The organism is Neobacillus canaveralius, from assembly GCF_047237705.1.
In the GTDB taxonomy this organism is placed as follows: Bacteria; Bacillota; Bacilli; order Bacillales; family Cytobacillaceae; genus Neobacillus; species Neobacillus niacini_K.
In genome coordinates this window covers 952,278-967,526 of the sequence record NZ_JBDFLL010000001.1, presented here as the reverse complement: position 1 = coordinate 967,526, position 15,249 = coordinate 952,278, and the positions used below count along the sequence as shown (strand labels likewise).

Here is a 15,249-nt window from a genome sequence, read left to right as displayed (position 1 = left end):
AGAGTTGTCAATATACCTGCTGTTTGTCGAATAATATTATTAAAAATGGTACATATACAAATGAAAAGCCAGGCTTCTATGCCTGGCTTCCACATACATTATTTTTTCATCCATCCTAGACCCATGGCACCTTCTCCTAAGTGAGTTCCAATCACAGGGCCAAAGTAGCTTACCATGAATTCAACGTTTGGATACAATGCTTCAAGCTCTAACTTCCATTCGAGCGCTTCTTCTTCGCGGTTTGCATGGATAACCGCGGCTTGGTAGTGCTCACCGCTGGCAGCATCTTCCCCTAACAGGTCAACAATACGTTTCATTGCTTTTTTCCGAGTACGGATTTTTTCAAATGGGACGATGATCTTTTCTTCAAAGTGAAGAAGGGGTTTTACTTGAAGCAGACTGCCGATAATTGCCTGCGCGCTGGAAAGACGTCCGCCACGCTGTAAATGGGATAAGTCGTCAGCCATAAAATAGGCACGTGCCGTTTTTTTCAATTCCTCAAGACGGGACATGATTTTATCACTGTCTTCACCATTTAAAGCCATTTTTGCAGCTTCAATCGCATATAGTCCCTGTGGCATACAGCTTATTTCCGAATCAAACGGATAGACTTTAATATGTTCCACCATCGTACTAGCTGTTACAGCTCCAGCAAAAGTCCCGCTAATTCCACTGGATAGGTGGATACTTATGACAGCGTCATATTCTTTAGCTAATCGCTCAAACAACTGTACAAACTGTCCGATTGGAGGCTGTGAGGTGGTTGGAAGTTCTTTCTCCTTCACTTCTTGATAAAATTGTTCTGCTGTAATATCCACTTCTTCCTGATATACCTCGGTTGCGAAGATAACATTTAACGGGATCATGTGGATATTCCATTTATCGCGTAATTCTTTGGGTATGTAAGCGGTACTATCCGTAACAACTGCCGTTTTCATAATGGAACCATCCTTAAATATATGTTTTGTTCTATTCTATCTAAAAAACAATGAAAAAAACAGAGGGCACGCCCATTTCAGAGCGTGCCCTCCCTATAAAAATTATCGAACTTCAACCCAGCCGTTTTTAATCGCTACTACAACAGCTTGTGTACGATCGTTGACGTTCATTTTTTGTAAAATATTACTCACATGGTTTTTTACCGTTTTTTCACTGATAAATAAAGCTTCCCCAATTCCTCGGTTACTTTTACCATCAGCCAGCATTTGCAGTACTTCGCATTCGCGGCGTGTTAGCAGGTGAAGCGGGCGTCTTAATTCAAGCGTTTGAACAAATGCACCACCGCCAGAACGTCCTGCAGTCAGCTTGCGATATTCATTTACTAAATTATGCGTTACCTTTGGATGTAAGTAGCAGCCGCCTTCAGCTACTACCTTGACTGCCTCAATTAGAGCGTCAGCATCCATTTCCTTTAGTAAGTACCCTCTTGCCCCGGTTTGCAGTGCATGAGTCACATAATTCTCATCATCATGAATCGATAAGATGATAATTTTGGTGTCAGGAAATTTCTCAGACAGCTCACGTGTAGCTTCAATTCCATTCACGTTAGGCATATTTATATCCATAATCACTACATCAGGATTATAGGCATTTACAATCGTTAATGCATCACTTCCGTCATCACCTTCGGCAACAACCTGGAATGCTTTTTCGAATTCCAGAATTCGTTTAACCCCTTCTCTAAATAGCTGATGGTCATCGATAATCGCAATCTTCGTCATCATTTACTTCCCCTCCTGCTCCAATGTATCGCATATCTTTTAGTTTAAGATGGTAATGGAACGACAATAAAAACTGCGGTTCCTTTTCCAATTTTAGATTCAAATGTAATATTTCCTTCAAGAAGCTCGACTCGTTCTCTCATCCCAATGATTCCAAAGGATTCGGGCTTTTTTTTATTTGTATCAAATCCTGAGCCATTATCCTTAATTAGAACGGTTAATTCATTTTTAGTCATTTCCAACCTAACTTTTATTTCACAGGCATCGGCATGTTTTAATGCATTCTGCACCGATTCTTGAATCAATCGGAATAGACCCACTTCATATTTAGGAGGAAGCCTGCGTTCTATACCAACGGGAATAAACTCAATTTTAGACTTGTTATGATATTCTTCGATGGTTTGTAAGTATTTTCTGAGGGTAGGCACTAGGCCTAAATCATCAAGCGCCATCGGACGAAGGTCATAGATAATTCTCCGAACCTCATAGAGTGCAGCACGAACCATTTTTTTGAAGCTTCCAATCTCTTTAAAAGCTTCCTCAGGCCCTTGCTCTCGATAAACACGGTCAACCAAATCAGACCTCATAATAACATTTGCAAGCATTTGCGCTGGACCATCGTGAATATCTCTAGACAGTCGCTTTCGCTCTTCTTCTTGGGCTTCGATGATCTTCAAGCCAAAGTCCTGTTTTGCTTTTGCATTCTGTAATTCTTCACCCATAAGTTTTAAGTCGCTCATGAGATAATTCATGACTACTGAAATCTGCGAAATCAGCTGGTCAGCACGATCAATCGTTTCGTCCAACCCCAGCAGCCTGCGTTCAAGGTCCGCTCGTTTATCCAAAAGTTGTTTTTTATACTGCCAATTGATTGACAGGTCCATTTGTAGCTGATGTGCTTTTTCATAGGATTCCCTGACCTCAGCTTCGGTATATGCTTTAAAATTCATACTAAGCTCAGATAAGGTTAATCTAGCCTTAAGTACTAGTTCTTCTAAACGTTCCTCTTCGGCATTCAATTTCACCATCATTTCTTTAATGGTGCGTAATTCAGATGTCATATCTTCATAGTCTTTTCGGCATTGCTCACTTATTTGAAAGATATCACTTTTACTGCTTGTGACCGTTTCAATCATCTCTTTACGTATTTCATCAATCGATTTCACATTAATCTTCTGAATTTTCGCCATGCTCTCCTCCAGAGACCTTTTTTCTAGTTTAACGCGAATTGTAAGTTTTTACTATCTCTAAGCATTAAACCAAAAAATTTCCCAACTGTATAGTGCCTAAGTAGTATAATGTATATTAACAAAACTACTATTTTAAGAAAGTGGATTTTCACTATTTGAACATTATTTATTATAACACGGGAAAGTTATTTCTATATTAAAGTTATATTACACCGGTGTTTTTTTTATATTATTTTAAAAAGATTATGGAGGAAGAGTACCATGCTATCTCGGTATTTAACGGTTAGGCAGGAAGTTTCCGAACATGAAATTATCATTCAAAAGTCTCGATTTATTGCCCACATTAAAAGAGCAGAAAATGAAGGGGAAGCTCAAGAATTTATCCAGGCTCTAAAGAAAAAATATTGGGACGCCAATCATAATTGCTCAGCCTATTTGATAGGTGAAAATGACCACATTCAAAAAGCAAATGATGACGGTGAACCCAGCGGGACTGCTGGCGTACCGATTCTTGAGGTGTTGAAAAAAAAGAAACTGAAAGATACCGTGGTCGTCATTACCCGCTACTTTGGAGGGATTAAATTAGGGGCAGGCGGTCTGATTCGTGCGTATGGGAAAGCGACATCAGAAGGCTTAGAAACAGCAGGTATAGTGGAGCGAAGACTTGTTCAAGTTATTCATGTGAAAATTGATTATACTTGGCTTGGGAAGGTTGAAAAAGAGCTCTGGGAGTCAGAATATATCATCAAGGAAATTCATTATCTTGATATTGTGGAAGTTGAAGTATACGTAAATGAGGACCAAGTGAGTGTGTTTGTTGATTGGTTAACTGAACTTACAAACGGACAAGCTGACCTTAAAGAAGGGGAAACGGACTACTTGGAAGTTTTACTTTAGAATAAAGGGATTGACTCAAATGCCACAGTTTGTGCCATTTTGAGTCAGTCCCTTTTTTATGATCGGTCTTTTGCCGTTGTAATTCCAAACATACGCAATATCTTTAGTAACGGCCGGTAGTTAGTCCCAACCAAGCCAATTTTTTCAGCAATAAATTCCATTAATAAAACAAGCAAACAGATTAGGAAGAGAGAGACGCCGATCCTTGCTTGAGAATAAATAACAGCCACTAGACCAAAGAATGCAGCCATTGCATAAATCAGTAAAACTGTTTGCCTGTGCGTGTAGCCAAGCCTTAACAGGCAGTGGTGCAAATGAGATTTATCGGGAGCTGATAACGGTTGTTTATTAATAATCCTTCGCATAATGGCAAAGAAAGTATCGGAAATCGGAACTCCAAGTATAATTACCGGAATGATGAAGGAAATAAACGTTACATTTTTATATCCTAACAAGGAGAGAACTGAAATAATAAAGCCTAGAAACAATGCTCCTGTGTCACCCATAAAAATACTTGCTGGATGAAAGTTATGATAAAGGAAGCCCAATGTCCCCATTAAGACGATCGCACCGACTGCAACTACAAACATGTTCCCTTGGATCAGAGCCATCCCTGAAATAGTAACTAAGGCTATTGAGGATACACCTGCAGCAAGTCCATCCAAACCGTCAATTAAATTAATCGCATTCGTAATTCCAACAATCCAAAGAATCGTAATTGGAATGCTCAAATAACCAAACTCAAGATGCCCTCCAAAAGGAAGATTAATAAAAATGACTTGTAGGTCACCCAAGAAAACAACCGAGAATGCCGCCACTAATTGCCCCAGGAGTTTATACTTAGCTGATAGCTCAAATAAATCATCACAAATTCCAGTAAAAACAATAATGAAACCTCCTATGAGTATAGCGATGGAAGCTGGATTTACTGGTTGTAAAATGAACATTCCTAAAATAAAACTAATAAAAATAGCTAACCCGCCCAACCTTGGCATCGTCGATTGATGAACCTTACGCTGATTCGGCTTATCCGTAGCTCCAATAGAGACCGCTAACTTTTTTATGAGTGGAGTAATAAGAATGGAAATGACAAAACATACTATCAAGGTAATAAACAGCATAGAAAACCTCCTCGGTAGTATATTTCCCATAAAAATAGATTTGAAAACAGTGAATATGTAGTTAAAAACAGGAAAAATCAAAAAAAGCCTAAAACAATGTTTTAGACTTTTCTATGAATATAGCATTTATCTATTTTTCACATTTACAGGTTTTATTCCTTTAATAAAGTTCAAGAGAGGTTTATAATCCTCACGAATTAGACCTATACTCTCAACAACTAGCTCAATAGTAATTAACAGCGCTAAAATAACGATAATTGAACCCCAAACGGTTGATTGTGAAAAAACAAACGCTGCTAAAGCAAACAGTGCGGCCATTGCATAAATTACTAAAACTGTTTGACGATGAGTAAACCCTATTTTTAACAAACAATGATGGAGATGCGATTTATCCGGTGCAGATAACGGCTGTTTGTTAACTAAACGGCGAATAATCGCAAAGAAAGTATCCGAAATTGGTACACCAAGAATTATAATTGGAATAATTAATGAGATAAATGTTACATTTTTATATCCTAGCAATGACAGTACCGCAATAATATATCCTAAGAATAGGGCACCGGTATCTCCCATAAAGATCTTTGCAGGATGAAAGTTGTAGACTAGGAAACCTAAAGTACTTACAGCAACAATTAATGCCATAATAGTAACATATTGGTTACCCATAATCATGGACATTCCAGCGATAGCGAATAATGCAATTGTAGATACGCCACCAGCTAAGCCATCTAAACCATCGATGAGATTAATGGCATTGGTAATTCCAATAATCCAGATCATTGTTAAAGGAATACTTAAGTAACCGAAATCAATAATTCCGCCAAATGGCAGGTTGATAAATTCAACCTGTAAGCCGCCGTATATCACTATTACTGCAGCTGCTGCAACCTGGCCTGCTAATTTGACTTTAGGGGATATTTCCTTTACATCATCTAACATTCCAGTCAATATGATGATAATACCTCCGATTATGATCGAAAGATGATACTGACCAAAAGGCTCATCAGATGGATTATAAATTAAAGTGCCAATGATAAAACTTAAAAATATTGCTAAGCCGCCTAGTCGGGGCATGATACGTGAATGGACTTTTCTTTGGTTTGGTTTATCTGTTGCTCCAATCTTAAATGCTAGTTTTTTAACTACCGGAGTAAGTAATATTGACGCAAAAAAACAGATAGCTAGAGTTAAATATAACATAATGTCCTCCAAGATTTACGTATCTATATTTTTATATTTTGATAGTGAATTCATATTATGTGTGACAAACATATCCTAATGGATTATAGCATAGTCTATTATAGAAATAAACTAGGATTTGCTAAATTTCTTCCTCCTTACTCTTCATAAAGTGTTCCAGAAACTCAAAAAACCCTTATATACCAATGATGATAGCGAGTACAGTGTTGTTGATATATTTCAGATTTTCGACAGAACACCTCTTTTTTTACATTTTTTGTTGAACATTGCTTCTCATATTTAGACGGAAACCTAATAGAGAAAGTTTCACCTTTGATTTCCTTTTCACAATTTCTTCGAATTTGTTTTATCTTTTTACGGTACAAAGCTAAAAACCCCTTTCTGAGCGAAAAGGGTTTTTAGTTTATCGGCTGGTCATACTTACAATTTTGATTCACCTAAATATGCAGCAAGTGCTTCTTTCCAATCTCGAAGTGGACTTAAACCTTGCTTTTCAATCATTTTCTTACTTAAGACTGAATACTTTGGACGTGCAGCAGGACGTGGAAATTGGTCACTCGATAATGGATTGACCGTTACTTTCATATCCGCCTGCTTAAATATTTCCACTGCAAATTCATACCAAGAGCAAATTCCGCTGTTCGTGGCGTGATAAATTCCATATTTATCAGTCTCCATTAATTCAACCATGAATTTGGCTAGGTCGACAGTATATGTTGGTGATCCAACCTGATCATGAACCACACCAACTTCTCCTCGCTCTTTGCCTAGGCGGAGCATTGTTTTAACAAAATTATTTCCATAAATTCCGAACACCCAAGCGGTACGAACAATAAAAAATTCAGCTAGATGCTTCTGTAAAAGCTGTTCACCAGCCAATTTTGTTCGACCATAAGCACCTAGCGGTTTTGTTGGTTCATCAACCTCATAGGGCTCAGTGGCGGTACCATCAAATACATAATCTGTGCTAATATAAAGCATTTTTACACCATTAAGCTTAGCTGCTTTTGCTAAATATTCAGTACCGGCAGCATTGATTTGATAGGCCGCATCTTCGTTCTCCTCCGCAGCATCCACGTTGGTATAGGCCGCACAATGCAAAATTACGTCAGGTTTCACTTCATTAATATAAGTGGTAACGTCCGCTTCATTTGTAATATCCAATTGTGTACGGTCAGTACCAAAAGCTTGATGATTCTTTCTACCTAATTCCAAAAGAACATCCTGACCCAATTGACCAGCTGCACCTGTTACAACAACCTTCATTATTCTACCTCTAATCTGTCGCCATACTGGGATTTCACATAGTCTTGGTATTCACCAGAAATGATATTTTCCCACCACTCACGATTATTCAAATACCAGTTAATCGTTTGTTCGATACCAGTATCAAAATTATATTTTGGAGACCATCCCAGCTCAGTACGAAGCTTTGTAGCGTCAATTGCATAACGACGGTCATGGCCAGGACGGTCTGTAACAAACTTCATTAGTGACTCTGGCTTATTCAAATGCTTTAGGATGGTTTTTACAATTTCAATATTTGTACGTTCATTGTTGCCGCCGACATTGTAAACTTCTCCATTACGTCCTTTGTGAAGCACAAGATCAATCGCCTGGCAATGGTCTTCAACATGAAGCCAATCGCGAATGTTCAATCCATCACCATAGATAGGGAGCTCTTTATCATTTAAAGCATTGATGATCATCAATGGAATAAGCTTTTCAGGGAAATGGAACGGTCCATAGTTATTAGAGCAGCGTGTAATGTTTACAGGAAGACCAAATGTCTCGTGATATGCACGAACGAGCAGGTCTGCACCAGCCTTACTAGCACTATACGGGCTGTTAGCTGCTAAAGGAGTTTCCTCCGTGAAATAGCCTGTTTCACCTAAAGTACCATAGACTTCATCTGTTGATACTTGAAGGTATTTTGTTACACCAAATGTCTTCGCTGCATCAAGTAACGCCAACGTTCCTTGAATATTGGTTTGAACAAAGATTCCTGGATCTGTGATACTGCGGTCAACATGGGATTCAGCAGCAAAATTCAATACATAATCAAACTTTTCTTCTTGAAAAAGACCATTAATAAAATCACGATTTGCAATATCCCCACGAACGAATTTATAATTAGCTGCATTTTCAATATCTTTAAGATTTTCAAGATTTCCTGCATATGTTAACAAGTCAAGGTTAACAATTTGATATTCAGGGTATTTATTTACCATATAACGGACAAAGTTGCTACCAATAAAGCCAGCTCCGCCTGTAACTAATAACTTCATATGTAAGCCTCCTATTTCTCAAACACAAAATTTAAATGAGTTGCAGCACTCAATGTTGGGTGCTTTGTATCTTTATCAGAAAGAATTGGATTTGTTGTTGGCCAATCTATTCCTAATTCAGGATCGTTCCAGAGAATACCACCATCATGCTCTGGTGAATAATATTCATCTACTTTATAAGCAACGGTAGTGTCAGGTACCAATGTGCAAAAACCATGCGCAAAACCCTTTGGTACTAACAGCTGGCGCTTATTATGTTCACTTAAAATCACACCAACCCACTGTCCATATGTAGGAGAACCTTGCCTAATATCTACTGCGACATCATAAATTGCACCGGTAACACAACGGACAACCTTTGTCTGCGCCTTCGGATTCAATTGAAAATGTAACCCGCGCAACGTTCCAACAGGAGCTGAAAGGGATTGATTGTCTTGGATAAAATCAAAATGTAAACCTAGTTCTTCAAAAATATTTCTATTATAGCTTTCCATAAAGTAACCACGATGGTCACCAAATACCTTAGGTTCTAAAATTTTCACACCTGAAAGTTTCGTTTCAATAATATTCATTTGTTATACCTCATTTCAATCCTTGAGTTGCTACTTTTACTAAGTATTGCCCATATTGATTTTTCATTAATGGCTCAGCTAACTCTAATAACTTATCTTTTGTAATATAGCCCATTTTATATGCAATTTCTTCTAAACAGGCAATTTTTAATGACTGACGTTTTTCAACTGTTTCAATAAATTGTGATGCTTCTAATAAAGATTCATGAGTTCCTGTATCTAACCAAGCAAAGCCGCGGCCAAGCAATTCTACATTAAGTTCTCCCATATCAAGGTAAGCTTTATTGATGTCTGTAATTTCGAGTTCACCTCGTGGGGACGGCTTGATGTTCTTAGCAATCTCAACAACTCGATTATCATAAAAATAAAGACCAGTCACTGCATAATTAGACTTAGGATCTAATGGCTTTTCTTCAATTGATACTGCTTTTCCTTCATCATCAAATTCAACCACACCGAAACGCTCTGGATCGTTTACGTAATATCCGAAAACGGATGCGCCAGTTTCACGGGAAGCTGCTCTTTTTAAAAGTTCAGTTAATCCATGACCATAAAAAATGTTGTCACCTAAGACTAAAGCAACATTGTCATCTCCGATAAATTCTTCACCAATTAGGAATGCTTGCGCTAATCCGCCAGGATGCGGCTGAACTTTGTAAGAAAAATTCATTCCAAGATCTGAACCGTCACCTAGAATTTGCTCAAAACGAGCAATATCCTCTGGTGTTGAAATAATTAGGACATCCTTAATTCCTGCTAACATAAGGACAGAAAGCGGATAATAAATCATTGGTTTATCGTAAACCGGTAATAGTTGTTTTGACACCACCTTTGTTAAGGGGTAAAGCCTTGTTCCACTACCGCCTGCAAGGATAATTCCTTTCATGTGTATCAACTCCTATAATTGTTTTCAGGTAATTTATAAAAAGCCTTCCAATTCCCCTTCCCATTATAAAGAAGGAAATTGTAAAATGACAAACTCTATATAATTTGTAATTAAAAAGTAAAAAATAAGAAATAAAAAATTATCGTCTATTACCTAAAAGGGCTGATATCGTCCCTATCCGCCCTTTTAACTGAACGTATAATGATCGTTTCTTCATTCCTGTTACATTTCCACCGTGACGAACATATTTCATTAACTTCTTGTCAATAAAGACTATTTTTTTCTTTTTCAGCATACTAACAAGCGCAATCCATTGGTCATGCATTTCAATGGATTGGGGAAATGGTAAGATGTCTGACAGCAATTCCTTTTTGAATGCCATAAAAGCACCTGTATACGCGTTTTTTAAAATATTCCCTAAAATACCTTGGTTTATGTTGTTACGGTTGTAATCATTCCATGAGGGATTGATCACATCAAGATTACCATCTACAACAACGGCGTCATGAACGACTAGATCAGCGTTTTCTTCCTTAAACGCCTTCATGACGGTTTCAACCTTCTCATCTTCCCATACATCATCCTGGTCACATAGAAAAACGATATCACCCTTTACATGGGAAATTGCCTTTTCAAAACTTTTAATTGCACCTAAGTTTGTGTCATTCACATGTACTTTAACCCGTTCTCCAAATTGTTCTTTAATGGTTTGAACAGTATTATCACTTGAACGGTCATCAATAATGATCAGTTCATCTTCCATTTCCAGTTGTTTCAACACTGACTCAAGTTGTCTAACTACAAATTTTTCCCCATTATATGTCGCCATACAAACAGTTTTCTTCATTGATAATACTCCTTATATCGATAAAAGCCGTTTTAATGTATACAGTGCAATTTTCTTATTTTTAACGGTAAGCACCTGTTTTACTAAACGTTTTACCAACTGTAGACGGTAGGCAGGAATCAATTCTTTTTTATAATTTTTGTAAAAATTTATTTCTGAATTCAAAATACTTTGGTACCTTTTCAGTGAAACCCTGCTATAATCCATCACCGACAACTCATGCTCTAGTGTAACATCTAATAGCCACGCGGTATGGCCATTTTTATATAGAGTAAAGAATATCCAATGGTCCAGAAAATCTAAAGGAAAACTTTCATTAAAACCATTTAATTCATTTATAAAATCAACGCGGATTAGCGTCCCTGAATTAATTGCCATAACGGGCTGTGTTTGAAGTCCAGCAACCGGACGTTTCTCTTGTAATGGCCTTAATGAGCTGCTGAAAACAGGGGAAATCATCGTATTCTCACTAAAGATTCTTGGGACAACTGCTACGACATCATTTGACATCTCCGTTAAAAGCCCAAACTGATTAAAGTATTCAACTGTTAGTTCTGTATCATGATCCAACAACAGCAACCACTGACTGCCATTTTCTTTTGCAATTGACCATGCGAAATTATAAGCAGTTGCAATTCCTAAATTTCTCGGGTCATGGAAATAAGAAATATGTACCCCCTCATAATCAAGGGGATTGAAGGAATGTTGATCTGGACTATTATCATACAGGATTAACTCAATGTTCGGGACCAAATCCTGTTTTAGAAACAACGTATTCCTCAATGTTCGGAACGTTTTACTTTCTTCTGGATTTTCCTTATAAACTACAACAACGATGGTTATTTTCATTGTACTCCCTCTTTTATGCGTAAATCTTTCATGCATTGAGAATACACTAGTAATACTAAGAAAAAGCTAATCCCGATCGGATTATTAATAAATGGGTTAATGTTTGTCAATAAAAGAATCCCCATGAATGCAGCCATTAAGGAAATATCAAGTGTAGTTAACTTGTACCCTTTTTTAAAAGCAAGGTAAAAATTGATGTAAATGACTAAAAATAGAAAACCCCAAGTTGCAAAACCTATTAGACCTTGTTCAATTAAGATATCTAGAAAACTCATTTCCAAACCAGTTATTCTACCAGCTATTTCAGCCCCATAACCAGTTCCAAGTATTAAATTGAGAGGTTTAACTAATATTTCCTTTGAGGCTGAAATAAATTCCATTCGTGCATTGACGCTAACATCATTCACTTCCGGTTGCGCTTTATCTGTATTTTGTTTATTAGGTTGAACTGAATTCTCCCCGTTTTCTGCAGGTACTTCTTCCACGGTTGTAACTTCAAATCGCTCCAAAGTCATGTAATTATACATGAAGGGAACGGAGACCATTACAAGTATGGATATAATGAGTTTCCTAATAAATTGATGAGATTTTATTAATTTTTCTACTTTTTGTGAAAAGCCTCTAATCGGATCGACAATTAACTTGACATCCAAGATGATAATCATAAAAACACTCAACATAAAAGCAAGTAAGAATCCTCTAGTTTCAGACCATATGATTGAGACTGAACCTAATATTAATATTGCAATATCCAATTTACTATATTTTTTGTTTAGCAAATCATTTAGAGAAAGTATAAGTCCTATTAATACAAAGAAATGACTTTTATAAAAGACACTATTGCTTGGTCTAAAGAATAAGTCATCGTTCATAATCATAACCATAAACTGATAAAACGGATCGAAATTGGCTGCAAATACAGTTTTGCCGAGTATTGATACTGTTATGGTAAAAATGGCTACTGCTACAGCACTATATTTCAACAATGTAATAATTCGGTGGATTGAAAAGCGACTTCCTGTTATATAGTAAGCCAATGGAAAATAAACCAGAAAGTATGATACCCTTAAAAAATCTGTAACAATTGCCCCTAGTGGATGCCCATTTATAAAACCAATAAGGCTACTGATTACAAACCAGAAAAGGAGCAGATAAATTCCAATTGTAGCCAAATTCAAGCGAAAAAAAGTATTTATTTCTTTATTGAAGATAGCCTTTTCTTTAATTATTCGATATACAAATGCTATTAATAGAAGGAGGAACAAGACTTGTCGAATAGATACAACCCCAAAGTCAATAAGCCTTCCCCCACCTCCAATAAAGATTTCAATAAAGAAAATTGTTAATAAAATTTTCTCAAATTTATTCATGAAAGTAACCTCTCCTACTACTTCATATATCATTTTTTATCATCGCACTTTATTTTTTAGTTTAATTACCTTTATCGATAAACATGTACAATTTTATTATTTAAGTTTTTTCCATCCTTCAATTTTTTTAAAACCATCGCCATCCCCATTTATTGAAGTACTTGTACATTGATTCCATAAAGATTCTAAACAATTTTGAATTTTTATGTGCACCTCGTTCATAATAGTGAACTACCTTTGAAAATGGTGTATAGACAATTCGTTTATTTCGTTTTTTCAACTCTATGCACAAATCATAATCTTCAAAGTACATAAAATAGCGGTCGTCAAAGCCACCGATTTCTTTAAAATCATTTCCCCTTAATAACATAAAGCAGCCAGAGCCAATCCGTATATCTACATCCCGATCATTTGGAATATCCCTTAGCTCATATGAAGCAAGACGCTTAGCGAACATTTTTTTAATAAATTGAAATGGAACAAATCTTAAAAAATAATCAAAAACAGAAACGCGATCTCTCATTAAGTGCTGTGGTGTTCCATCTGAATTTAATACCTTAGGTACTAATAAGGCGATAGATTCATCTTTTTCCATTAATTCAATCATTTTTAACAAATCTGCTCTTACTAAAATTACATCTGGATTAAAAACTAAAAAATATTTTTCATTAGCCTTTAACAAATTGTAATTATGACCGAAGCCAAAGCCGTTATTCTCATGATAAAAAGTTATATCAGCATAATCTTGATAATCTTTTAACTTTTTTTTATATTCTTCATTTGAGTTATTATCAAAAATAATAAAACGAAATTGGTCATCTTGGCCAAACTCTTTTTTTAGATTTTCAAGCACTTTGAAGATATGTTGACTATTATATGTCACAATACTAATCGCAACTTTTGCATTAGACATTTTTTCACACTCTTTCATACTGTGGTATGTTTGAAACACGCACGCTCTTTATAATTAACGTGTATCAATCTTTTACGTCTATAAATATTGATGTAAAAAATTTATCACAATGATTTAGGATATTTTTTTACAATGTCCTAACAATCATGCGTTTATTTTGATTTAACAACAAGAATCAACAAAATGCCCACTTTGTTGTCGTAACAAAACACAATTATAGCATCATCTTGTCAAAATTTGTACTTTTATCGGTGATTTATTTTATTTCCAGTTGAACTTATATCAATTCAATTATATAATTTGGAATAGATTGTCTCCTAAAGAGAACACTACTACCTTTATAGAAGGGATTGTATATATGGATTTAACTAGATCGAAAATGAAGAAGAAGAAAAAGAAAAAATCAAAATGGCTGCGCATTAGTATCTTCACTTTCATACTACTTTTAATTGGTGGAGGGGTATATTCTTATAATGTGTATAGCAATGTTGCAAGTGCTGTCAATAAAATGAACAATCCCATTTCTAGAGAAGTTTCTGAAAAGCGGGAGGAAAAAGTCGAATTCGAGCAAAAAGACCCTATTTCGATTTTAATAGTGGGTGTCGATGAAAGGGAAGGCGATAAGGGTCGAACTGATTCAATGATGGTCATTACCGTTAATCCTGATAAGAAAACTACTAAACTCTTAAGTATTCCACGTGATGTCCGAACAAAGCTAATTAGTAATACTAATACGAGCAAAAATCGAACGGATAAGATTAATGCTGCATACGCATACGGTGGAATCGAAATGAGCATCGATACAGTTGAGAACTTTATCAATGTACCAATTGACTATTATATTCAAGTTAATATGGAAAGCTTTAAAGATATTGTTGATGCTGTTGGTGGGATCGATGTTAATAACCAATATGCATTCGAATTAGATGGTGTTACCCTTAAACCTGGTGAGCAGCATTTAAATGGAACAAAAGCTCTAGCCTATGCACGAATGAGAAAACAAGATCCTCTTGGTGATTTAGGTCGCGGACAAAGACAGCAAGAAGTTATTAGAAAAATTATTGAAAAGGGAAAGTCATTTTCTACCTTAACAAATTACGATGACATTCTTGGTGCACTTGAAGACAATATTAAAACAAACTTAACATTAGATGATATTATTGACATCCAATCCTCCTATAAACCTGCTGCTGAAACGATTGAAAGACTTGAACTTACAGGAGAAGGAGATATGATTGATAGCATTTGGTATTATATAGTGACTGATGAGACACGACAAAGCATTTCAGATTCAATGCGTGAACACCTAGGATTACCACAGGAAACCGTTGCGAGAATAAATGCCAATTATTAATAAACATTAGCGATATGAATTTACCCGATAAAAAGAGACTT

The 15,249-nt window shown here is 36.2% G+C and carries 15 protein-coding genes; 2 read left to right on the top strand and 13 right to left on the bottom strand.

Features of this window, described 5'->3' with window-relative positions; genetic code table 11:
• Window positions 1–98: 98 nt before the first annotated feature.
• The 3 genes from ABC255_RS04635 to ABC255_RS04625 form a co-directional block, all read right to left on the bottom strand.
• On the bottom strand, window positions 99–938 hold the full coding sequence (locus ABC255_RS04635) for a DegV family protein (protein ID WP_412991671.1): 840 nt from the start codon (window positions 936–938) through the stop codon (window positions 99–101).
• A gap of 102 nt (window positions 939–1,040) precedes the next feature.
• Window positions 1,041–1,721, bottom strand: coding sequence for a response regulator (locus ABC255_RS04630; RefSeq protein WP_335529418.1), 681 nt, complete (start codon window positions 1,719–1,721; stop codon window positions 1,041–1,043).
• A gap of 44 nt (window positions 1,722–1,765) precedes the next feature.
• Complete coding sequence (locus ABC255_RS04625) at window positions 1,766–2,911, bottom strand: sensor histidine kinase (protein ID WP_412991670.1); 1,146 nt, start codon at window positions 2,909–2,911, stop codon at window positions 1,766–1,768.
• Window positions 2,912–3,172: 261 nt separating this feature from the next.
• Here ABC255_RS04625 and ABC255_RS04620 point away from each other — a divergent pair, with 261 nt between their 5' ends.
• On the top strand, window positions 3,173–3,808 hold the full coding sequence (locus ABC255_RS04620; RefSeq protein ID WP_412991669.1) for a YigZ family protein: 636 nt from the start codon (window positions 3,173–3,175) through the stop codon (window positions 3,806–3,808).
• 56 nt (window positions 3,809–3,864) lie between these two features.
• Here ABC255_RS04620 and ABC255_RS04615 read toward each other — a convergent pair whose 3' ends face one another.
• From ABC255_RS04615 to ABC255_RS04570, 10 genes are all read right to left on the bottom strand, one after another.
• Window positions 3,865–4,929, bottom strand: a complete 1,065-nt coding sequence (locus tag ABC255_RS04615; protein ID WP_412991667.1) for a glycosyltransferase family 4 protein — start codon at window positions 4,927–4,929, stop codon at window positions 3,865–3,867.
• 126 nt (window positions 4,930–5,055) lie between these two features.
• Window positions 5,056–6,129 carry a glycosyltransferase family 4 protein gene (locus tag ABC255_RS04610; RefSeq protein ID WP_412991666.1) on the bottom strand — a complete coding sequence of 358 codons (1,074 nt, stop codon included), beginning with the start codon at window positions 6,127–6,129 and terminating at the stop codon, window positions 5,056–5,058.
• 420 nt (window positions 6,130–6,549) lie between these two features.
• Window positions 6,550–7,395, bottom strand: a complete 846-nt coding sequence (gene rfbD / locus ABC255_RS04605) for a dTDP-4-dehydrorhamnose reductase (protein ID WP_412991664.1) — start codon at window positions 7,393–7,395, stop codon at window positions 6,550–6,552.
• A complete protein-coding gene (gene rfbB, locus ABC255_RS04600) occupies window positions 7,395–8,417 on the bottom strand; it encodes a dTDP-glucose 4,6-dehydratase (protein WP_412991662.1) in 1,023 nt (340 codons plus the stop codon). Before rfbB ends, rfbD begins: the two co-directional genes overlap by 1 nt.
• An 11-nt stretch (window positions 8,418–8,428) precedes the next feature.
• Window positions 8,429–8,989, bottom strand: coding sequence for a dTDP-4-dehydrorhamnose 3,5-epimerase (rfbC, locus tag ABC255_RS04595; protein ID WP_335534175.1), 561 nt, complete (start codon window positions 8,987–8,989; stop codon window positions 8,429–8,431).
• A gap of 10 nt (window positions 8,990–8,999) precedes the next feature.
• Complete coding sequence (gene rfbA, locus ABC255_RS04590; protein ID WP_412991660.1) at window positions 9,000–9,875, bottom strand: glucose-1-phosphate thymidylyltransferase RfbA; 876 nt, start codon at window positions 9,873–9,875, stop codon at window positions 9,000–9,002.
• A gap of 139 nt (window positions 9,876–10,014) precedes the next feature.
• A complete protein-coding gene (locus ABC255_RS04585; RefSeq protein WP_412991659.1) occupies window positions 10,015–10,722 on the bottom strand; it encodes a glycosyltransferase family 2 protein in 708 nt (235 codons plus the stop codon).
• A 12-nt stretch (window positions 10,723–10,734) separates the two neighbouring features.
• Window positions 10,735–11,571 (bottom strand): glycosyltransferase, encoded by an 837-nt coding sequence (locus tag ABC255_RS04580; protein WP_412991657.1) that lies wholly within the window; start codon window positions 11,569–11,571, stop codon window positions 10,735–10,737.
• A complete protein-coding gene (locus ABC255_RS04575) occupies window positions 11,568–12,941 on the bottom strand; it encodes a hypothetical protein (protein WP_412991655.1) in 1,374 nt (457 codons plus the stop codon). Before ABC255_RS04575 ends, ABC255_RS04580 begins: the two co-directional genes overlap by 4 nt.
• Window positions 12,942–13,068: 127 nt before the next feature.
• Window positions 13,069–13,854 carry a glycosyltransferase family 2 protein gene (locus ABC255_RS04570; RefSeq protein ID WP_412991654.1) on the bottom strand — a complete coding sequence of 262 codons (786 nt, stop codon included), beginning with the start codon at window positions 13,852–13,854 and terminating at the stop codon, window positions 13,069–13,071.
• A gap of 379 nt (window positions 13,855–14,233) precedes the next feature.
• Here ABC255_RS04570 and ABC255_RS04565 point away from each other — a divergent pair, with 379 nt between their 5' ends.
• Window positions 14,234–15,208, top strand: a complete 975-nt coding sequence (locus ABC255_RS04565) for an LCP family glycopolymer transferase (RefSeq protein WP_412991653.1) — start codon at window positions 14,234–14,236, stop codon at window positions 15,206–15,208.
• Window positions 15,209–15,249 lie beyond the last annotated feature (41 nt).